Source organism: Pseudomonas sp. MT92, assembly GCF_058792515.1.
Genome location: NZ_JBXAFA010000024.1, coordinates 22,830 through 42,637, shown reverse-complemented (window position 1 = coordinate 42,637; position 19,808 = coordinate 22,830). Strand labels below are relative to the sequence as shown.

Here is a 19,808-nt window from a genome sequence, read left to right as displayed (position 1 = left end):
CCCGCCCCGCCCCGGCGGGGTTTTTTTTGCCTGAACGCCGGCCAACACGCGCCAGGCCGGGCGCTTTAGCCGCTAAAAAGTTTAGCTAAAACGCTTGACAGGTAAGAATAAGAAGAATATTATTATTCTTACCAACTACCAAGAGGGCGACACAATGGAGCTGACCAAGGAAACCCGCGACCGCATCTATGCTGCCGCCGATGCACTGTTCGAGCAGAACGGCCGGGATGCCTTCCCCACCGTCGATGCCGTGCGCAAGGCCGCCCGCGTCAACATGAATGACGCCAGCAGCGGCATGAAGGAGTGGAGGCGAGCGCAGACCGCCCAGGCGGCCCCGGTAGCCGTCCAGGTGCCCGAGGCCGTGTCGGCCGCCGGCGGCCAGGCGGTGGCCGTGTTGTGGCAGCAGGCCCAGGAGCTGGCGAACGAGTCGCTGCGGGCCGCACAAGCCGGCTGGGAGGGCGAGCGGGCCGAGCTGGACGCCATGCGGGCCGAGCTGGCCGACGCATACGAAACGCAGGCGACCGAGCTGGAAGCGGTGCAAGAGCAGAATGCGGAGCTTGGGAGGGAGCTGGCCACGGCGGGCAAGCAGATCGAGGCCCAAGACAAGACGCTGGACGAGATTGCAGCCAACCTTTCAGCTTCCGAGCGGCGGGCCGCGCTGGCCGAGCAGAAGGCCGAAGAGATCGAGCATCGCGCCCGCGAGCTGCGCGCCGAACTGGATCGGGCACACCAGGAAGCCGACCGCCTGCGCCAAGAGCGCGATCAAGCCGTGGGCCGGGCCAAGGCCGCCGAGGCAGAGCGTGACACCGCCCGCGATGAAGCCCTGGACGTGTTGGGCCAGATTGCCGAGATCAAGGCCAAGGCGAACGCCGAGCGCGAGGCGCACCAGGAGCAGCGTAAGACGGTCGCCCAGGAGGCCGCCCGACAGGCCGAGCGTTACACCAAGGCGCAGGCAGAGCGCGACAGCAGCCGCCAGGAGGCCGCTACGGCCCGCGAGGAAGCCGCTACCCTACGGGGACGCTTGGAAGCCTTGGAAACCGTCATGGCGAGGGCCGAGAAGGCCGAGCGTGGCCGGGGTAAGAGTGATAAATCCTGATTTATCGGAGGGTTTTCACTAAAATTAACAGTTACCTTGACAAGCGCGCCCCGGCAAGATGGATAAAGCCGGCCTCGAACTGCCGAGGTCGGCTTTTTTCGTTGTGGCGTATGGAGGTGCCAACATCCATTTTTTAACCAGTACCAACGATTAGGAGTGTCCAATGAAACAACGCCTATTGGTCATGAACGGGCAACGCATCGTTCAGGCCGAGCAAGGAGGCGCGTGGACAAACGAGAAGGTGGACAAGGCCGGCGCACTCAAGCCCGGCATTTACAACCTGTACATGGCGAAAGAGGCCGACAAGGGCCAACGGCATGATGGGCTGATCGTTCACGCGGACAGTAGCAACGTGTATCAGCAGATCGGGAAAAATTTTGTCATGCACGAACGACAAAATTTCGATAAAGTACCAGAAGTAGGAGCATCAAAGAGTATTAGTTACGACGCCCAGGGCAAGGCCACGGTGGCCGCCGAAGCCGCAAAACTTAGCCGAGGGCGATCCCGATAATTTTTAGCGGCTAAAGGAGGCTTCCTTGAACAAATCAGCATCCCGACGAGACAGCAGCGCCCCGACACCTACCAAGCCGGGCCGTGCCGCTGCCGCTACGAGCGGCGGCGAAGAGCTGCTAGAGGCCGCGCAGGAAATCGAGCGCGAGCAGCAGGCGGCCTTGGAGGCCGCCCCAATCGAGCAGACCTATCAAGAGGCGCTGGCCGTGTACGTCCAGGCGAAGTTCGCCCAGGTCGAGCATATCGAGGATCGCCTAGAAAACCTGATCGACCGGCAGCAGGCCCGCTTGCAGCAGGCGCAGGCAGGGAAGCCGAGTTTTTTGGCGCGGCCAGGTACGCGGCAGGCGTGGCAAAGCCAGCAAGTACAGCAGCAAGCGCGCTTGCAGGTGCTGCATACTCGCCTTGAGGTTGTCCGCGAGATCAAGGAAGGCATGGGCATCCATGCGCCCAAGGTCGAAGAGCTGGCCACGCGCAAGATGCGCGCCGAGCGCCCCGAACTGGCTTCGGATTGGGACGCAATGCGCGAAGCGCAGCGCCGGCACCAGGCGCTTATGCGCAAGCAGGAACAAGAACGAAAGCAGGCCCAGGAGCAGCGACTAGGACGGTCGCAATCCTTGGGACTGTCCCGCACCGTATAAACAAAAGCCCGGCACTGCCGGGCTTTTTCTTGGAGCGGCGGCGGGCCTACATCGAGGCCCACAGGGCCAGTGCGGCGGCCAGCACGGCGAGGCCGGCGGCGGCCATGTTCAGCATGGACACGCGGCGCGCTTCCCGGATCGAGCCGGCCAGCTTTGCCGCGCTGGCGTCAAACTCACGCTGCACCGCTTCGGCCGCCGCTTTCGCGCCATCCTTCATGCCTTGCGCCATTGCCTCCTTGGAGGCCGCCAGGGCCGCGTTAAGCGTTCTTTCGGCCTTCCCCTTGGAGTCCTCACCCCAGCGGTGTGCAATGGCTTCCAGCTCCGATTTGAAGCCTTCCAGGATTTCTTGCTGGGCGGCTTGGCTGTCCTGCATCAAACGATCATTGATCGTTTGCAGTACCAGGATCGGGTCATCGCGGCTGACAGCGATGCCGTGCCGTGCCGCAATGGCCTTGATGGTTTCCTCGATCTTGTCGTCGCTTGCCATCAGAGCACCGCCGCATTTTCAAGCTGCTGGAAGAGCTGCGACTTCACGATCTTGAGCCGTTGGCGCGTCATGATCGTGAGGGCCGAGTCGGCCAGGGCTTCATCGAACGTCCGGCGCTCCTGGAGCATTTCCGAGAAGTCGCGGCCGTAGGTTTCTTCCTTGAGAGCCGGAATCTGGATGATGGCCGACACCCGCGCCTTATTGTCGGTGTACGCCTTCATCTTCTCGAAGCCCTTGCCTTCATGCTCGATTGGCCCCCAATACGGGTTGAGCCAGACCACGAACACGCATTCGGCCGGGAATTGCCGGGCAAGCGTGCTAAAGCCATTCAACGTGTCCAGGAAGGCTTGCCCGCCGGTGACGACCGTATGCACCACCAGTTCATGCCCCATGTCTTGGAGCAGCGCCGGCACCTGGTTGCCGATCAAGTAGCTGGACAGTGGGACGAACGAGCTGGCCCCGTTGTCGATGATGACGTCGCTTTTGGTTGAGGCGATTTGCTCCACCAGGGCATCGAAGTTCCTGGTGTTGATTTCGTCGCCATCCATGATGTTCAGGCGCTGCACGTTCAGCGCCCGATACCCCTCAAAGGTGCTGTTGACCGGATCGGTGTCGATGCAAAGCGGTGTTTGCCCCTTGCTCGCTTTGTACTGGGCAATTGCGGCCGCGATCATCGACTTGCCGACGCCGCCCTTGCCTTGCAAAACCATGTGAATTTTCGCCATTACAGTAAATCCTCTTTATTCGGTTTCGGGTTGAAGTTGAAGCCACCAATGGGCGTCGCTTCTTTCTTCGGTTCTTGTGGTGCATCGGTTTTCGCCTTGGCCTTCGGTGCTGGCTTGTCGGCCTTCACCTGGTCGGCCGGCGGCTTGGCGGGCGGCGTTGGTTCCACGTTGCGAATGAGCCGGTTCACGTAGCCGATAAAGGCGTCATACCCGAACTCGATCTTTCCTTCATCGCGCAAGGTGTCCCAGATCACCTTGACTGGCCAGCCATCATCCAGCGCCTTTTTCACATCGTCCCGAACCGCAAGAAACGATGCCCGGTTCTTCCCGGTTCGACTCGGCTGCCTGGTGCTTACCCGCTGGGCAATGCGTTCTGAAAGGCTCTTAGCCATAACGATTTTTCATCCTTCATCAATACGATTCCTTCCCGATTTTAGGTCGATTGGAGCACTACATCCACGATTCTAGCGCAACTCTAGCCAGTTTCGCTATATCGTTGATGCAATCGTTCTAGTTTTGAGGCAAAATCGCTAGTAAATCGAATGTGAATCTGATTTCATTCTTGGCGTCAAAGGAGCCGTAAGGCGGGCAGGATGGGTGAAGTTAGCTAACCGGGCAAGCCGGTTATCTATCTTCACTGTCCCTTATTCGCGCCGGGGGCACTCAACGGGAATCCTGCTCTGCGAGGCCAGCCGGCTACCGCCGGCAAGAAGCAACAAGCGAGGTTGGACGATGGAGCAAGACGAAAAGCAAACAGGCCGGAAGCGCCGGCAGCACCTTCGGGTGCCGGTGTTCCCGGACGAGAAGGAAGAGATCGAACGCCAAGCCCGGCAAGCGGGCTTGAGCGTTGCGCGCTACTTGCGCGAGGTCGGCCAGGGCTACGAGATCAAGGGCATAACCGACTACGAGCGCGTGCGCGAGCTGGCCAGGATCAATGGCGACCTTGGCCGCTTGGGCGGTTTGCTGAAACTCTGGCTGACCGATGACGTGCGAACCGCCCACATCGGAGAAGCGACCCTTCGGGCGCTGCTGGGGCGCATAGAGGCGACCCAGGACGAAATGGGGCGCGTCATGAAAGCCGTGGTGCGGCCGAGGGCCGAGCCATGACTTTAGCCGCTAAAAAAATCGAGCGTGCCCGATGATCGCCAAGCACGTTCCCATGCGTTCGCTTGGCAAGAGCGACTTCGCTGGCTTGGCGGAGTACATCACGGACGCGCAAAGCAAGACCGAACGGCTGGGCCTGGTCACAGTCACGAACTGCCAGGCCGGCACCGTGCAGGCCGCTACGGACGAAGTGCTGGCGACGCAGCACATGAACACGCGCGCCACTGGCGACAAGACCTTTCACCTGCTGGTGAGCTTTCGCGCTGGCGAGAAGCCCGACGCCGACACCCTCAAAGCGATTGAAGAGCGTATTTGCGCGGGGCTGGGTTATGGCGAGCATCAACGAATCAGTGCCGTGCACCACGACACCGACAACCTGCACATCCACATCGCCATCAACAAGATTCATCCGACGCGCAACACGATGCACGAACCCTTCCAGTCCTATCGGACGTTGGGCGAGTTGTGCGAAGTCCTGGAACGCGACTACGGGCTGGAAAAAGACAACCACACCCCGGCGCGCAGCATCGCCGAAGGCCGGGCGGCCGACATGGAACGACATGCCGGCGTGGAAAGCCTGGTCGGATGGATCAAGCGCGAATGCCTGGAAGAGATCAAGGCCGCGCAGTCCTGGACGGAACTGCACCAAGCGTTGCAGGCCAACGGCCTAGAGCTGCGAGCAAAAGGCAATGGCTTCGTAATCGAAGCCGGCGACGGCACCCAGGTTAAGGCAAGCACAGTAGCCCGCGAACTTTCCAAACCGAAGCTGGAAGCGAGGTTTGGCCCGTTCGAGGCATCGCCCGAACGGCAAGCGGAAACCAAAGCGAAGCGGCAGTACCAGAAGAAGCCGGTACGCCTGCGGGTCAACACCGTTGAGTTGTACGCCAGATATAAGGCCGATCAACAAACCTTGGCGGCCACGCAACGGGCCGCGCTGGACAAGGCCAGGCAGCGCAAAACCCGGAAGGTCGAGGATGCCAAGCGGTCGAATCGGCTACGGCGGGCCACGATCAAGGTCTTGGGCGAAAACCGATTGAACAAGAAGTTGTTGTACGCCCAGGCCAGCAAGGCGCTGCGCGCCGAGATCGACAGCATCAATAAGCAGTACCAGAAGGATCGCCAGGACTGCTACGACGCCCACAAGCGGCGCACATGGGCCGACTGGCTCAAGAAGGAAGCCTTGCAGGGCAACAGCGAGGCGCTGGCCGCCCTGCGCGCCAGAGAGGCCGCCCAAGGTCTCAAGGGCAACACCGTGAAGGGCGAGGGCCAGGCGAAGCCAGGGCACGCGCCCGTGGTGGACAACATCACGAAGAAGGGAACGATCATTTTCCGCGCTGGCAAGACTGCGGTGCGGGATGACGGCGACAAGCTGCAAGTGTCCCGCGAAGCCACCCGCGAGGGCTTGCAGCAAGCCCTACGGCTGGCAATGGAGCGGTACGGCAACCGCATCACGGTCAATGGCACCGCCGAGTTCAAGGCGCAGATCATCCGCGCAGCCGTCGATTCACAACTACCCATCACGTTTGCCGATCCGGCGCTGGAAAGCCGGCGGCAGGCTCTTTTGAAGAAGGAGAACACCCATGACAGACCCGAACAAGATCGAGGACGAACTGGACGCGGCACTGGCCGCGCTGGATCAAGACCCGCTGCCGACGACAACGCTACCCGATCCGGCATCAACGCCGGAGGAAGCGGGCGCGATCCAGCAGGAGGGATTCACGCCGCCGGACAGCACAGGAAGCCCGACATTGGACGCATTGGAAGAGTCCCGCCGCCCCAAAGCAAAAACCGTTTGCGAGCACTGTCCAAACTCGGTGTGGTTCGCATCGCCAGCGGAAGTGAAGTGCTATTGCCGCGTGATGTTCCTGGTCACATGGAGCAGCAAGGAACCCAACCAGATAACGCACTGCGACGGGGAGTTTCTGGGCCAGGAGGAAGGCTAGACGCACGACCGGAACACAAGCCCGAGCAGGTCAAGGCAATGGATAAATACATTGCCGAACGCGAAGGCAAGAGGCTAAAAGGTTTCGATATACCGAAACACTCGCGTTATACTGACGGTGATGGCGCGTTGTCGTTTGCCGGTATGCGGAACGTCGAGGGCCAGGACTTGGCCCTGGTAAGGCGTGGCGATGACGTGATGGTTATGCCCATCGACCAGGCCACCGCCCGCCGCTTGAAGCGCATTGCCATAGGCGATGCCGTCTCGATCACACCAAAAGGCTCGATCAAAACGTCGAAAGGAAGGAGCAGATGAAAATCAAGATGAACAACGCAGTTGGCCCACAGGTGCGCTCTGCAAAGCCCAAGCCGAGCAAGCTGCTGCCAACGCTGGGCGTTTTGTCGCTGGCCGGCGGCCTGCAAGCCTCAACGCAGTTTTTCGCGCATACGTTCCAGTACCAGGCAAGCCTTGGCCCGAACATCGGCCACGTCTATGCGCCCTGGTCGATCTTGCAGTGGGCGTCGAAGTGGTACGGCCACTATCCCAACGAAATCATGAGCGCCGGCAGCATGGGAATGCTGGTGACGACCGTGGGGCTGCTGGGCGTGGCCATTGCCAAGGTAGTCGCGTCGAACACGTCCAAGGCGAACGAATACCTGCACGGATCGGCGCGCTGGGCCGAGAAGAAGGACATTCAGGCGGCCGGCCTGCTACCCCGGCCGCGCACTGTCCTGGAAGTCGTGACCGGCAAGGAAGAGGCAACGGCCACCGGCGTCTATGTCGGCGGCTGGGAGGACAAAGACGGTTCGTTCTACTACCTGCGCCACAGCGGCCCGGAGCATGTCTTGTGCTACGCGCCGACGCGATCCGGTAAAGGTGTCGGCCTGGTTGTCCCGACGATGCTTTCGTGGCCCGCCAGTGCCGTCATTACCGACCTCAAGGGCGAGTTGTGGGCCTTGACCGCCGGCTGGCGGAAGAAGCACGCGAAGAACCGGGTTCTGCGCTTCGAGCCGGCCTCATCGAGCGGCGGAATTTGTTGGAATCCCCTGGACGAAATCCGGCTGGGAACCGAATTTGAAGTGGGCGACGTGCAGAACCTTGCCCAGCTCATCGTTGACCCGGACGGCAAGGGGCTGGACTCCCATTGGCAGAAAACCGCGTTTTCGCTGCTGGTTGGCGTGATCCTTCACGCGCTTTACAAGGCCAAGGCAGACGGCACCTATGCCACGTTGCCATCGGTCGATGCCATGCTGGCCGATCCCAACCGCGACATTGGCGAGTTGTGGATGGAAATGACGACCTACGGCCACGTTGACGGCCAGAACCACCATGCCATCGGATCGGCGGCCCGCGACATGATGGATCGGCCGGAGGAAGAAGCCGGATCGGTGTTGTCCACCGCGAAATCGTACCTGTCCCTGTACCGCGATCCGGTTGTGGCCCGCAGCGTGAGCAAGTCAGAGTTCCGCATCAAAGACCTGATGCACCAGGACGACCCGGCCAGCCTGTACATCGTCACGCAGCCCAACGACAAGGCCCGACTGCGCCCGTTGGTGCGAATCATGGTCAACATGATTGTGCGGTTGCTGGCCGACAAGATGGACTTCGAGGATGGCCGGCCGGTCGCGCACTACAAGCACCGGCTGCTGATGATGCTGGACGAGTTCCCGAGCCTTGGGAAGCTGGAAATCCTGCAAGAGTCGCTGGCTTTCGTCGCCGGCTACGGCATCAAGTGCTACCTGATTTGCCAGGACATTAACCAGCTCAAGAGCCGCGAAACCGGATACGGCCACGACGAGACAATCACCAGTAACTGCCACGTCCAGAACGCCTATCCGCCCAACCGTGTCGAGACTGCCGAGCACCTTTCGCGGTTGACCGGCCAGACCACCATCGTCAAGGAACAGATCACGACTAGCGGCCGCCGCACGGCCGCCATGCTGGGCCAGGTGTCACGCACGTTCCAGGAAGTGCAGCGCCCCTTGCTTACCCCCGATGAGTGCCTGCGAATGCCAGGGCCGCGCAAGTCGGCCACAGGCGAAATCGAGCAGGCGGGCGACATGGTTGTTTATGTCGCCGGCTATCCCGCGATTTACGGCAAGCAACCGCTGTACTTCAAAGACCCGGTATTCCAGGCGCGTGCCGCAATCCCCGCTCCGAAGGTCAGCGACAAGACCATCCACATCCAGGACGCGGGGCAGGGGATCACGATATGAAGAACGTGGCGAAACGCATCACGGCCGGCGTAGCCATCGCCGGCATTGCTGTCTTGGTGCTGGGCGCTGGCGGCTATGCCGCCGGTGCCCGGATCAACACCACCAAGAGCATTCCAGTTGGCTTGTACTGGACGAGCAGCGCGCCGGTGGAGAAGGGCGCGTATGTGCTTTGGTGTCCGCCGCAAACGGGCGTATTCGATGACGCCAAGGAAAGGGATTACATCGGGGCCGGGTTCTGCACAGGCGGATACGGCTACATGATGAAGCGCGTTTTAGCCGCTAAAAACGACGCCGTGACTGTCAGTGATGACGGTGTGCGCGTGAATGGCGAGCTGCTGCCCTTGAGCAAGCCCATCAAGGCCGATTCGGCTGGCCGGCCGTTGCCACGCTTCCAGGCCGACCACTACACGCTAGGCAATTCCGAAGTGCTGCTTATGTCGGACGTAAGCGGCACATCGTTCGATGGCCGTTACTTCGGCCCCATCAATCGTTCGCAAATCAAGACCGTGATTCGTCCGGTCATCACCTGGTAGGGAAGGGGATCACCATGCGACTTTTCATCGCTGAAAAACCATCCGTAGCGAAAGCCATTGCCGAGGCGCTGGGCGTCACAAGCAAAGGCGACGGCTACATCGAATGCGGCACCGACAAAATAACCTGGTGCTTTGGTCACATGCTGGAACAGGCCGAGCCGGACGAGTACACGCCCGATGACGTGCCGCGCAACAGCAACGGCAAAAAAATCTGGCGCATCGAAGAGCTGCCAATCATCCCGGAAACGTGGATTTTGCGGCCGAAGGACGACGCGAAGAAGCAGCTTGCCGTGATCGGCAAACTCATCAAGGAGGCGGGCGAAATCGTCAACGCTGGCGACCCCGACCGTGAAGGCCAGTTGCTGGTCGATGAAGTGCTGCACCACTTCAAGGCCAACAAGCCAACGCGCCGCTTTTGGGTTTCCGCGCAGGACACCGTGACGGTCAAGCGGGGCTTGGCCGCACTGAAAGAAAACAACACTTATCACGGCTGGGCCGACGCTGCCCGAGGCCGCGCACGCGCCGATTGGCTGATCGGCATGAACCTTTCCCGCGCCTACACCTTGCGGGCGCAGCGCGGCGGTTCCAGGGCCTTGCTGACCGTGGGCCGGGTGCAGACTCCGACGCTGGCCCTGGTCGTGAATCGTGACCGTGAAATCGAGGCTTTCAAGCCGGTGCCGTATCACACGATCCGCGCAGCGATTCAGCACGAAGGCGGGACGTTCATGGCCGCCTGGAAGGCGAAGGAAGATCAAGCCGGCCTGGACAGCGAGGGCCGCCTTGTCGATACCGCCGTGGCCGATGCCCTGGTCGCCAGCGTCAAGGGCCAGCCCGGCAGCATTGCCGAGTACAAACAGGAAGCGAAGAAGCAGAACCAACCGCTGGCGTTCGCACTGTCCGACATTACGGTACTGGCCTCGAACAAGTACGGGTACAGCGCCGAGGACGTGCTGAATACCTGCCAGTCGCTCTATGAAACTCACAAGCTGACCAGCTACCCGCGAACCGATTGCGCGTACCTGCCCGAGTCGCAGCACGCCGACGCGGCCAACGTGCTCGATGCCGTCAAGCATGTGAACCCGGAGCTGGCCAGCCTGGTCGATGCCGCCGATCCGCGCATCAAGTCCAAGACCTGGAACGACTCGAAGATCACCGCGCACCACGGCATCGTGCCGACCATGCAAAAGGGCAGCAAGGCCGGCTTGAGCGAGCGCGAACGCAACATCTATGAACTGATCGTGCGGGCCTACATCGCGCAGTTCTACCCGCTGCACGAATACATGCAGACCACCGTGGGCGCGGACGTTGCCGGCGAGACATTCGCGGCCAGCGGCAAGGTAGTCACGAAAAACGGCTGGCGTGACGTGTACGACCAGGTGGACGAGGACGCCGACAAGGAGCAAGACGACAGCGACAGCCAGCGCCTGCCGGCGATGAAGCAAGGCGACGGCGTGACTTGCACCGACGCCGCCCGCAAGGACTCGAAAACGAAGCCACCGCAGCGGTTCACCGAAGGTACGTTGACCCGCGCAATGGAGAACATCCACAAGTTCGTGGCCGACGCCGAACACAAAAAGATGCTGCGCGAAGGCGACGGCATCGGCACTTCGGCAACCCGCGCTTCCATTCTGGCCGAGCTGAAACGCCGCGAGTTCCTGGAAACCAAGGGCAAGCAGATCATCAGCACGACCTTGGGCCGCAGCGTGATCGACGCGCTGCCCGAGGTTGTGAAAAGCCCGGTACTCACCGCCCTGTACGAACGCATGTTGAAGGGCATTGAGCAGGGCACCGCCGAGCTGGCCGCGTTCATCACGAAGCAAGAAGCCTTCATCCGCGACCAGGTGACAAAGGCCAACACCGGAGCCGTGACCATCGCCGGCGGCAAAGAAGCCGCGCCAGTGTCCACCCTGCACAAGTGCATGGCGTGCGGCACCGGCCTTTCGCGGCGGCCGAGCAAGAAGAAGGGGCATTTCTGGTGGGGATGCAGCAACTACCCAGGGTGCAAACAGACCTATCCCGACCTGAAAGGCCGGCCCGACTACAGCAAGGGCCGCAGCGGCCCAGCAGATTCAACCACCGACAAGGAGTAACGCCATGACTGACCCGAAGAACCAAACCAACACCACCGATGCGGCGCTGCCGCCGGTCGATGACTACGCCACCGCCACCGAGGCGCTGCGCGAGAAGCTGGCCGATGCACAGACGCCCGGCTACCAGGCCGAATTCGACCCCGAGGAAGCCGAACGCGCCGGCGCGTTCGTGGAGGATGCCTTGAGCGAGCAGGACGCCACCGACAGCAACGCTGACCTGGTGGACGTGCCGGGCGAAGAGCAGCCGGAGTTCCTGGACGACGAAGGCCCGAGCGCGGAAATCCCGACCTTCATCACCCGCACGAACGCCCGCGAGCGATTCGGCATGAAGGACGGCGAGACGGTGCCCGAGGCAATCGCCAGGCACAACGCCAAGGAGGATTGATAGATGGCCATCACCAAGGCCGAGGCCGAAGGGGTAGCGCGGCTGTTCTTGCGCGACTACCCCGGCGCGCTTGAGCTGGCCTATAAGTTCCGCGACAACACGGCCCAGCTTTACGGGCCGCGTGCCGTGGAAGTGCCCCAGGACATGAAGGGCGGCTATGTTCCGAAAGAGACGACAGCCGCCAACGGTCGCACCTACCGGGGCCGCGTGGACGTGCCCCTGGATAACGTCCAGGACGCCCGCGACTTGCTCATCACGTTGCGCCATGAAGTTCTAGGGCACTACGGAGCCAACACCTTCGCACCGGCCGAGAAGCGGGCCTTGCTCGATGGCGTGATCGCCGGCCGCGAAGAACCAACGCTCAAGCCGCTATGGGATGACATCAACGAACGCTATGCCGGCACGTCGCTGGACATGCGCGCCGAGGAAGTCATTGCCCTGCAATCCGAAGGCATCGCACCACGTCACCACGTTGGCAACGACCAGGTGCAGCAGCGAGGCCAGCAATCTTTCAAGGAAACCTGCATCGCCCGAGTCCGGCCGATGGGAGCCGACGACCTGCACAACATCGTTTGCATGGTCGCCCAGGGCCTGCATGACCGCACCAGGACACAGCAGACATTCCCGGAGATCAACGAACTATTCAGAAGGGACAACACTATGGAACCGAAGAAGCCGTTTCATGAAGTGGTGGCCGAAAAGCTGATCGAACAGCTCAAGGCCGGCACCGCACCTTGGCAAAAACCGTGGCAGCCAGGCGAACCCAACTCGCTGATGCCGATGAACCCCACCACCGGCAAACGCTATAAGGGAATCAACGCCATTCACCTGATGGCCCAGGGCCGCGATGATTCGCGCTGGATGACCTACAAGCAGGCGGGGGCCGCCGGCGCACAGGTGCGCAAGGGCGAGAAAGGCACGCCGGTTCAATACTGGAAGTTCAGCGAAGAGCAAGACAAGCTCGATGACCAGGGCCGGCCGATACGCGATGCGAACGGCGAGAAGGTCAAGCAAACCGTCCAGCTCGAACGACCCCGCGTTTTCTTCGCTACCGTGTTCAACGCCGAACAGATCGACGGCCTGCCCCCGCAGCAGATCAAACCGAAGGCCGAACAGCAATGGGATGCCGTGGAGCGGGCCGAACACATCCTGCAAGCGTCCGGGGCCAGAATCAGCCACAGCGCCGGGGATCGGGCTTTCTATCGGCCATCGACCGATAGCATCACCCTTCCAGAAAAGAGCCAGTTCGAGAGCGCCGACCGCTACTATGCGACCGCGTTGCATGAGCTGGGGCACTGGACTGGCCACCCTTCGCGCCTCGACCGCGACCTTGCCCATCCCTTCGGGTCGGAGGGTTACGCCAAGGAAGAGCTGCGCGCCGAGATTTCCTCGATGATCGTGGGCGACGAGCTGGGCATCGGGCACGATCCCGAACAGCACGCCGCCTATGTCGGTTCCTGGATCAAGGCACTGCAAGACGATCCGCTGGAAATCTTCCGCGCATCGTCCGACGCCGAGAAGATTCACGATTACGTGCTGGCCTTCGAGCAAAAGCAGGTGCAGGAACAGCAGGCCGACTTGCGGCAGCCGCATGAAATGACGCTGGCCGAGTTCGCCGCCCAGGCCACCACCGAGAAGCTGGAAAACCACGGCCGCCAGTGGAACGTCACCCTTGGCGACCGCTATTCGTCGTTTTCCGATGCCGAGAACCCCGAAGCCGCCATTGCGGACGTGCATCGCGGGGCCGTCAACAACGCCTTGTACTTGAACACGCCCGGAGCGGCAGAGATCGGCACCAAGCCGACCTTCCCGCCGGCGGCCGTGCTGGCCGAGTACCCCGACCTGGTAGCGCAGTTCCCGGAGGCGCGGGCGCAGCAGGAGGAAGGAACAAACATGCAGACACCAATCAACATCGACAGCCTGCCTGGCCGCCTGGTGGATCGACTCGCCGACAACGGCATCATGTCCAGGCCGGATGCCGAGGTCACAAGCGCGCTACGTGACTTGCACACCGGCACCGACGCCACCAGGGCAATCGACAGCCAGGCACTGGACGAGGCCAGCCAGCAGGCTTTCGGCTTCACCCTGCCCGCTGATTGGAGCGGCCTGGTGCAAGTCCAGGGCAACGTCATGGAGGGCGAAGGCGACCAGCAGAGCGTCACGGCCGCCGCATCCCTTGGCGTCGAACCCGAGTTCTATGGCGTGTATGCCCGCCGTGAAGATGGTACGCACCAATGGCTTGCTGACTTCGACAGCGAACAGCAGGCCGACGAGCTGGCCCAGCGACTGGCGGCGGTCGATGCCCATGCCGAGGTCAACGACCTTGAGCGTGCGGCAAAGCTGGCCCGCGTACATGAAGAGCGGGTGCGCCGCGACCCCAACAGCACCGACGAGGACATTTCAGCGGCTAAAGAAGCCCGGAAGGATGCCGAGGCGACCGCCATGCTCAACGATGCGGACTTGCAGCGCCGCATTGCCGAGCTTGAACGCGACCAGCAGGCGCAAGCCCAAGGCGTGGCGGCCGAGCCGGAGCAGCAGAAGCCCGAACGCGAGTACATCAATGTGCCGTTCAAGGAAAAGGACGAAGCCAAGGGACTCGGGGCGCGCTGGGATCGCCAGCAACAGTCCTGGTACGTGCCGGCGGGCGTCGATGCCGCCCCATTCGCCAAATGGGCGCAGGGAGCCGCTACGGCGGCCACAGAGGCCCGTTCAGAGGCCGCAGCACCCCAAGCCCAGCCCGAGGGCCAGAAAGCCGCCCAGGGCCGCACCTATCTGGCCGTTCCCTACGCCGAACGCGGCGAGGCGAAGGCCGCCGGCGCGCTTTGGGACAAGGCCGCGAAGTCCTGGTATGCCGGCCCGCGTGCCGACTTGGCCAAGCTGGAACGCTGGAACCCCGAGAACGTATCGACCCAGCAGGGGCCGGCCATGACGCCCAGGGAAGAATTTGCCGAGGCGATGAAGGCGGCCGGCTTGCAGGTTGGAACCGTCAAGGGCGCGGCCGGCGACCATCCGATCATGGACGGCAAGAAGCACCGTGTTCCGGTCGAGGGCGGCAAGGCCGGCGCGCTGGACGGCTTTTATGTCGGCCACCTGGACGGCCACCCGGCGGGCCGGATCATCAACAACAAGACCGGCACGGACGTGACCTGGAAGAGCAAGGGCTACGCTTTGAGCGACGAGGAAAAAGCCAAGCTGCAAGCCGAGGCCGCGACCAAGCTGGCCGAGCGCAGCGCCGAGATCGAGAAGCAGCAGGAAGCGACCGCGCAGCGGGTCGGCCGCCAGATGGACGGCCTTACCGCCATCGAGCAGCCGACGCCGTACCTGGAAGCCAAGGGCATCAAGCCGCAGGCCGGGGCGCTGACCGACAAGGACGGCCAGAAAACCTACATCCCCGCCTTCGACGTGGACGGCAAGCAGTGGACGATGCAGTACATCCAGGAGGACGGCACCAAGCGATTCGCCAAGGACTCGAAGAAGGAAGGATGCTTCCATCCGGTCGGCGGCATGGATGCCTTGGCCGCAGCGCCGGCGCTGGTGATTTCCGAGGGCTACGCCACGGCCGCGAGCAATGCCGAGGCGCTGGGCTTCGCTACCGTCGCCGCGTTTGACTCCGGCAATCTGCCCCACGTCGCCCGCGCCTTGCATGAGAAGTACCCGGACAAGCCCATCATCATCGCCGGCGACGATGACAAACAGCAGGAGATCGAGCGCGGCCACAACCCCGGCCGGGCCAAGGCCGAGGAAGCGGCGCAGGCGGTCGGCGGCAAGGCCATCTTCCCGATCTTCGCGCCAGGCGAGCAGGCGGGCGATCCCAAGGGCTTCACCGACTTCAACGACTTGGCCAACAAGAGCGAGCTGGGCCGCGAAGGCGTCAAGCGCCAGGTCACTACGGCGGTGGGCAAGGTGCTGATCGACGTTGGCCAGGAGCAGAAGGCGCAGAAACTGGAACAGGAGCAGAAGCGCGAGCAGAAGCAAGAGCAGCGGCCGAAGCGGGCCGCCAAGATCGGATAACCCCACCACCACCCTGCACCACTTCGCCGCCCCGCACTCCGGGGCGGTTTTTTTTTGGCGTGCTGGCCAGGTCGGAGATCCACGCCGGCGAGATCCACAACGAGATCCACGCGGCCAAGTTGCATGGTCAAAAATAACCTAGCCAATTTGTGTCATTTTCAGAAGACGACTGCACCAATTGACGGGGCGTAACGCCAGATGTGCAGGCGACTCCTGACAACGCAATATCAGAAGTCATCTGCACCAATCTCGACTATGCTCAATACTCGTGTGCACCAAAGCGAGGTGTGAGCATGGCGTCAGACACATCATTGATTGCCGAGCAAGGCGTGGCCACCCTGCCCGATGCGGCTTGGGCGCAGGCCCGGCAACGGGCGGAAATCATCGGGCCGCTGGCAGCGCTTGATGTGGTCGGGCATGAAGCCGCCGATGCCGCTGCTCACGCGCTTGGCCTGTCCAGGCGGCAGGTGTATGTCCTAATCCGCCGTGCCCGGCAAGGTGCTGGGCTTGTGACGGACCTGGCTCGCAGCCGATCCGGCGGCGGAAAAGGCAAGGGACGCTTGCCGGAATCAGTTGAGCGCATCATCCGCGAGTTGCTGCAAAAGCGCTTCCTGACCAAGCAGAAGCGTAGCCTGGCAGCGTTCCACCGCGAGGTCGCGCAGGCTTGCAAAGCGCAAAAGCTGCGGGCGCCGGCGCGCAACACCGTGGCTCTGCGGATCGCCGGCCTCGATCCGCTCAAGGCCACTCGCCGCCGGGAAGGTCAGGATGCGTCCCGCAGCCTGCAAGGTGTCGGTGGTGAGCCTCCCGCCGTGACCGCGCCACTGGAACAAGTGCAGATTGATCACACGGTCATCGACCTGATCGTGGTGGACGAGCGCGACCGGCAACCGATTGGCCGTCCGTATCTGACCATCGCCATCGACGTGTTTACCCGCTGCGTGCTCGGCATGGTCGTCACGCTGGAAGCGCCGTCATCTGTTTCGGTCGGCCTGTGCCTTGTGCATGTCGCCTGCGACAAGCGTCCCTGGCTGGAGGGTCTGAACATAGAAATGGAGTGGCCGATGAGCGGCAAGCCCAGGCTGCTCTACCTGGACAACGCGGCCGAGTTCAAGAGCGAAGCGCTACGCCGAGGCTGCGAGCAGCATGGCATCCGGCTTGACTATCGCCCGCTCGGGCAGCCGCACTACGGCGGCATCGTGGAACGGATCATCGGCACGGCGATGCAGATGATCCACGACGAATTGCCAGGGACGACCTTCTCCAACCCTGACCAGCGCGGCGACTACGATTCCGAAAACAAGGCCGCCCTGACGCTGCGTGAGCTGGAGCGCTGGCTCACATTGGCGGTCGGCACCTACCACGGCTCCGTGCACAACGGCCTGCTCCAGCCGCCGGCAGCGCGCTGGGCCGAAGCTATCGCGCGGACCGGCGTGCCAACCGTCATCACTCGCACCACGGCTTTTCTGGTCGATTTTCTGCCCATCATCCGCCGCACGCTGACCCGCACCGGCTTCGTCATCGACCACATCCATTACTACGCCGATGCGCTCAAGCCGTGGATAGCTCGGCGCGACCGCTTGCCTGCGTTCCTGATCCGGCGCGACCCGCGCGACATCAGCCGCATTTGGGTGCTGGAGCCGGAGGGGCAGCACTATCTGGAAATTCCATACCGCACCTTGTCGCACCCGGCTGTCACCCTCTGGGAACAACGACAGGCGCTGGCGAAATTGCGGCAGCAAGGGCGCGAACAGGTGGATGAGTCGGCGCTGTTTCGCATGATCGGCCAGATGCGCGAAATCGTGTCCACCGCGCAGAAAGCTACGCGCAAGGCGCGGCGCGACGCGGATCGACGCCAGCATCTCAAGGCAACGGCAGTTCTTTTCAAAACCACGCCACCACCGGACGCGGACATGGCTGACCCGCAGGCAGACAACCAGTCACCTGCCAAACCGTTCGACCAGATTGAGGAGTGGTAGCCGTGGAAGAATATCCCATCATCGACTTGTCCCACCTGATGCCGGTGGCCCAGGGCTTGGCCCGTCTTCCGGCGGACGAACGCATCCATCGCCTTCGCGCTGACCGCTGGATCGGCTATCCGCGAGCAGTCGAGGCGCTGAATCGGCTGGAAGCCCTGTATGCGTGGCCGAACAAACAACGCATGCCCAACCTGCTGTTGGTCGGTCCAACCAACAACGGCAAGTCGATGATCGTCGAGAAATTCCGCCGCACCCACCCGGCCAGCTCCGACGCCGACCAGGAGCACATTCCGGTACTGGTCGTGCAGATGCCATCCGAACCGTCGGTAATCCGCTTCTACGTCGCGCTACTTGCCGCGATGGGCGCGCCATTGCGCCCGCGCCCACGGCTGCCGGAAATGGAGCAATTGGCGCTGGCACTGCTACGCAAGGTCGGCGTGCGCATGCTGGTGATCGACGAATTGCACAACGTCCTGGCCGGCAACAGCGTCAACCGCCGGGAATTCCTCAACCTGCTGCGTTTCCTCGGCAACGAGCTGCGCATCCCGCTGGTCGGGGTCGGCACACGCGATGCCTACTTGGCGATCCGCTCGGACGACCAGTTGGAAAACCGCTTCGAGCCGATGATGCTGCCGGTGTGGGAGGCCAACGACGATTGCTGCTCACTGCTGGCCAGCTTCGCGGCTTCGCTCCCGCTGCGGCGACCCTCGTCGATTGCCACGCTGGATATGGCCCGCTACCTGCTCACGCGCAGCGAGGGCACCATCGGCGAGCTGGCGCACCTGTTGATGGCGGCGGCCGTCGCTGCCGTGGAGAGCGGTGAGGAAGCGATCAACCATCGCACGCTCAGCATGGCCGATTACACCGGTCCCAGCGAGCGGCGGCGGCAATTCGAGCGGGAACTGATGTGAAGCCAGCGCCACACTGGCCACTGCATCCGGCTCCCAGGGAAGGCGAAGCCTTGTCTTCGTGGCTCAACCGCGTGGCCCTTTGCTATCACATGGAGGTGTCCGAGCTGCTGGAGCACGATCTTGGTCACGGCCAGGTTGATGACCTGGACACCGCGCCACCACTGGCGCTGCTGGCGATGCTCTCCCAGCGGAGCGGCATCGAGCCGGACCGGCTGCGTTGCATGAGTTTCGCCGGCTGGGTGCCTTGGCTACTGGACAGCCTTGATGATCAGATTCCAGACGCATTGGAAACCTATGCGTTCCAGCTCTCGGTGCTGCTGCCGAAACTCCGCCGTAGGACGCGATCCATCACGAGCTGGCGTGCCTGGCTGCCCAGCCAGCCGATACATCGCGCCTGCCCGCTCTGTCTGAACGACCCGGCAAACCAAGCCGTACTGCTTGCATGGAAGCTGCCCCTGATGCTGAGCTGCCCGCTGCATGGCTGCTGGCTGGAATCCTATTGGGGCGTGCCTGGGCGGTTTCTCGGCTGGGAGAACGCCGACACTGCGCCGCGCACCGCCAGCGACGCGATTGCGGTGATGGACCGGCGCACCTGGCAGGCACTGACGACCGGCCATGTGGAGCTGCCGCGCCGACGCATCCACGCTGGATTGTGGTTTCGGCTACTACGCACGCTGCTCGATGAGCTGAACACCCCGCTTTCGACGTGCGGAACCTGCGCGGGGTATCTCCGCCAAGTCTGGGAAGGCTGCGGGCATCCGCTGCGTGCTGGGCAAAGTCTGTGGCGACCGTATGAAACCCTGAACCCGGCAGTACGGTTGCAGATGCTGGAGGCGGCGGCAACGGCAATCAGCTTGATTGAGGTGAGGGATATAAGCCCGCCGGGCGAGCATGCAAAGCTGTTCTGGTCCGAACCCCAAACCGGTTTCACCAGTGGCCTGTCGGCGAAAACGCCGAAGCCCGAACCCGTCGATCACTGGCAACGGGCAATCCAGGCCATCGATGAGGCCATCATTGAAGCGCGGCACGACCCCGAGACGGCACGCTCGCTGTTCGCGTTGGCTTCCTATGGTCGGCGCGACCCCGCTTCCCTGGAACAGTTGCGCGCCACCTTCGCAAAGGAAGGCATCCCCCCCGGAATTTCTGTCACATTACGTGCCTGATGGACCCTTTGCATGTCTTAG

16 protein-coding genes are annotated in these 19,808 nt (G+C 62.5%); 13 read left to right on the top strand and 3 right to left on the bottom strand.

What is annotated here, in order from left to right:
• The first annotated feature begins 154 nt into the window (after window positions 1-154).
• The 3 genes from AC1Q6D_RS30715 (at window position 155) to AC1Q6D_RS30705 (ending at window position 2,244) form a co-directional block, all read left to right on the top strand.
• Entirely contained in the window at window positions 155-1,096 is a 942-nt protein-coding gene (locus AC1Q6D_RS30715; protein ID WP_102606325.1) for a DNA-binding protein, read from the top strand.
• A 163-nt stretch (window positions 1,097-1,259) separates the two neighbouring features.
• Complete coding sequence (gene kfrB / locus AC1Q6D_RS30710) at window positions 1,260-1,607, top strand: IncP plasmid survival protein KfrB (RefSeq protein WP_031942772.1); 348 nt, start codon at window positions 1,260-1,262, stop codon at window positions 1,605-1,607.
• 25 nt (window positions 1,608-1,632) lie between these two features.
• Window positions 1,633-2,244, top strand: coding sequence for an IncP plasmid survival protein KfrC family protein (locus AC1Q6D_RS30705; protein ID WP_256579842.1), 612 nt, complete (start codon window positions 1,633-1,635; stop codon window positions 2,242-2,244).
• 46 nt (window positions 2,245-2,290) lie between these two features.
• Here the strand turns inward: AC1Q6D_RS30705 and AC1Q6D_RS30700 are convergent, their stop codons facing one another.
• Genes AC1Q6D_RS30700 through AC1Q6D_RS30690 form a run of 3 tightly spaced genes read right to left on the bottom strand, consistent with a single transcriptional unit; the run spans window position 2,291 to window position 3,848 of the window.
• Window positions 2,291-2,731 carry a conjugal transfer transcriptional regulator TraM gene (locus AC1Q6D_RS30700; RefSeq protein WP_015061633.1) on the bottom strand — a complete coding sequence of 147 codons (441 nt, stop codon included), beginning with the start codon at window positions 2,729-2,731 and terminating at the stop codon, window positions 2,291-2,293.
• Entirely contained in the window at window positions 2,731-3,456 is a 726-nt protein-coding gene (locus AC1Q6D_RS30695; RefSeq protein WP_015061634.1) for a nucleotide-binding protein, read from the bottom strand. Before AC1Q6D_RS30695 ends, AC1Q6D_RS30700 begins: the two co-directional genes overlap by 1 nt.
• Window positions 3,456-3,848 (bottom strand): TraK family protein, encoded by a 393-nt coding sequence (locus tag AC1Q6D_RS30690; protein ID WP_031943025.1) that lies wholly within the window; start codon window positions 3,846-3,848, stop codon window positions 3,456-3,458. Before AC1Q6D_RS30690 ends, AC1Q6D_RS30695 begins: the two co-directional genes overlap by 1 nt.
• Before the next feature lie 340 nt (window positions 3,849-4,188).
• Here AC1Q6D_RS30690 and traJ point away from each other — a divergent pair, with 340 nt between their 5' ends.
• From traJ to AC1Q6D_RS30640, 10 genes are all read left to right on the top strand, one after another.
• Window positions 4,189-4,563, top strand: coding sequence for a conjugal transfer transcriptional regulator TraJ (gene traJ, locus AC1Q6D_RS30685; protein ID WP_015061636.1), 375 nt, complete (start codon window positions 4,189-4,191; stop codon window positions 4,561-4,563).
• Between the two features lie 31 nt (window positions 4,564-4,594).
• Entirely contained in the window at window positions 4,595-6,817 is a 2,223-nt protein-coding gene (gene traI, locus AC1Q6D_RS30680) for a TraI/MobA(P) family conjugative relaxase (RefSeq protein WP_031942767.1), read from the top strand.
• Window positions 6,814-8,718, top strand: coding sequence for a type IV secretory system conjugative DNA transfer family protein (locus AC1Q6D_RS30675; protein WP_031942766.1), 1,905 nt, complete (start codon window positions 6,814-6,816; stop codon window positions 8,716-8,718). Before traI ends, AC1Q6D_RS30675 begins: the two co-directional genes overlap by 4 nt.
• Complete coding sequence (gene traF, locus AC1Q6D_RS30670) at window positions 8,715-9,251, top strand: conjugative transfer signal peptidase TraF (protein ID WP_102606324.1); 537 nt, start codon at window positions 8,715-8,717, stop codon at window positions 9,249-9,251. Before AC1Q6D_RS30675 ends, traF begins: the two co-directional genes overlap by 4 nt.
• A 14-nt stretch (window positions 9,252-9,265) precedes the next feature.
• Window positions 9,266-11,341 carry a DNA topoisomerase III gene (locus tag AC1Q6D_RS30665; protein ID WP_102606323.1) on the top strand — a complete coding sequence of 692 codons (2,076 nt, stop codon included), beginning with the start codon at window positions 9,266-9,268 and terminating at the stop codon, window positions 11,339-11,341.
• A 4-nt stretch (window positions 11,342-11,345) separates the two neighbouring features.
• A complete protein-coding gene (locus AC1Q6D_RS30660) occupies window positions 11,346-11,726 on the top strand; it encodes a hypothetical protein (RefSeq protein WP_031942763.1) in 381 nt (126 codons plus the stop codon).
• Between the two features lie 3 nt (window positions 11,727-11,729).
• Entirely contained in the window at window positions 11,730-15,737 is a 4,008-nt protein-coding gene (locus AC1Q6D_RS30655) for a zincin-like metallopeptidase domain-containing protein (RefSeq protein ID WP_031942762.1), read from the top strand.
• A gap of 293 nt (window positions 15,738-16,030) precedes the next feature.
• Complete coding sequence (locus tag AC1Q6D_RS30650) at window positions 16,031-17,713, top strand: TnsB C-terminal domain-containing protein (protein ID WP_103406877.1); 1,683 nt, start codon at window positions 16,031-16,033, stop codon at window positions 17,711-17,713.
• A gap of 2 nt (window positions 17,714-17,715) precedes the next feature.
• On the top strand, window positions 17,716-18,624 hold the full coding sequence (locus tag AC1Q6D_RS30645) for a TniB family NTP-binding protein (protein WP_000393453.1): 909 nt from the start codon (window positions 17,716-17,718) through the stop codon (window positions 18,622-18,624).
• A gap of 50 nt (window positions 18,625-18,674) precedes the next feature.
• The gene (locus AC1Q6D_RS30640) at window positions 18,675-19,787 is read left to right on the top strand and encodes a TniQ family protein (RefSeq protein WP_488656217.1); all 1,113 of its coding nucleotides are present in this window, start codon (window positions 18,675-18,677) and stop codon (window positions 19,785-19,787) included.
• Window positions 19,788-19,808 lie beyond the last annotated feature (21 nt).

Excerpts from the sequence above, each read along its gene's own strand:
- AC1Q6D_RS30665 (WP_102606323.1), top strand. The coding sequence starts at position 9,266 with ATGCGACTTTTCATCGCTGAAAAACCATCCGTAGCGAAAGCCATTGCC.
- traF (WP_102606324.1), top strand. The coding sequence starts at position 8,715 with ATGAAGAACGTGGCGAAACGCATCACGGCCGGCGTAGCCATCGCCGGC.
- AC1Q6D_RS30690 (WP_031943025.1), bottom strand. The coding sequence starts at position 3,848 with ATGGCTAAGAGCCTTTCAGAACGCATTGCCCAGCGGGTAAGCACCAGG.
- AC1Q6D_RS30675 (WP_031942766.1), top strand. The coding sequence starts at position 6,814 with ATGAAAATCAAGATGAACAACGCAGTTGGCCCACAGGTGCGCTCTGCA.
- kfrB (WP_031942772.1), top strand. The coding sequence starts at position 1,260 with ATGAAACAACGCCTATTGGTCATGAACGGGCAACGCATCGTTCAGGCC.
- AC1Q6D_RS30650 (WP_103406877.1), top strand. The coding sequence starts at position 16,031 with ATGGCGTCAGACACATCATTGATTGCCGAGCAAGGCGTGGCCACCCTG.
- AC1Q6D_RS30715 (WP_102606325.1), top strand. The coding sequence starts at position 155 with ATGGAGCTGACCAAGGAAACCCGCGACCGCATCTATGCTGCCGCCGAT.
- traI (WP_031942767.1), top strand. The coding sequence starts at position 4,595 with ATGATCGCCAAGCACGTTCCCATGCGTTCGCTTGGCAAGAGCGACTTC.
- AC1Q6D_RS30655 (WP_031942762.1), top strand. The coding sequence starts at position 11,730 with ATGGCCATCACCAAGGCCGAGGCCGAAGGGGTAGCGCGGCTGTTCTTG.
- traJ (WP_015061636.1), top strand. The coding sequence starts at position 4,189 with ATGGAGCAAGACGAAAAGCAAACAGGCCGGAAGCGCCGGCAGCACCTT.
- AC1Q6D_RS30700 (WP_015061633.1), bottom strand. The coding sequence starts at position 2,731 with ATGGCAAGCGACGACAAGATCGAGGAAACCATCAAGGCCATTGCGGCA.
- AC1Q6D_RS30660 (WP_031942763.1), top strand. The coding sequence starts at position 11,346 with ATGACTGACCCGAAGAACCAAACCAACACCACCGATGCGGCGCTGCCG.
- AC1Q6D_RS30695 (WP_015061634.1), bottom strand. The coding sequence starts at position 3,456 with ATGGCGAAAATTCACATGGTTTTGCAAGGCAAGGGCGGCGTCGGCAAG.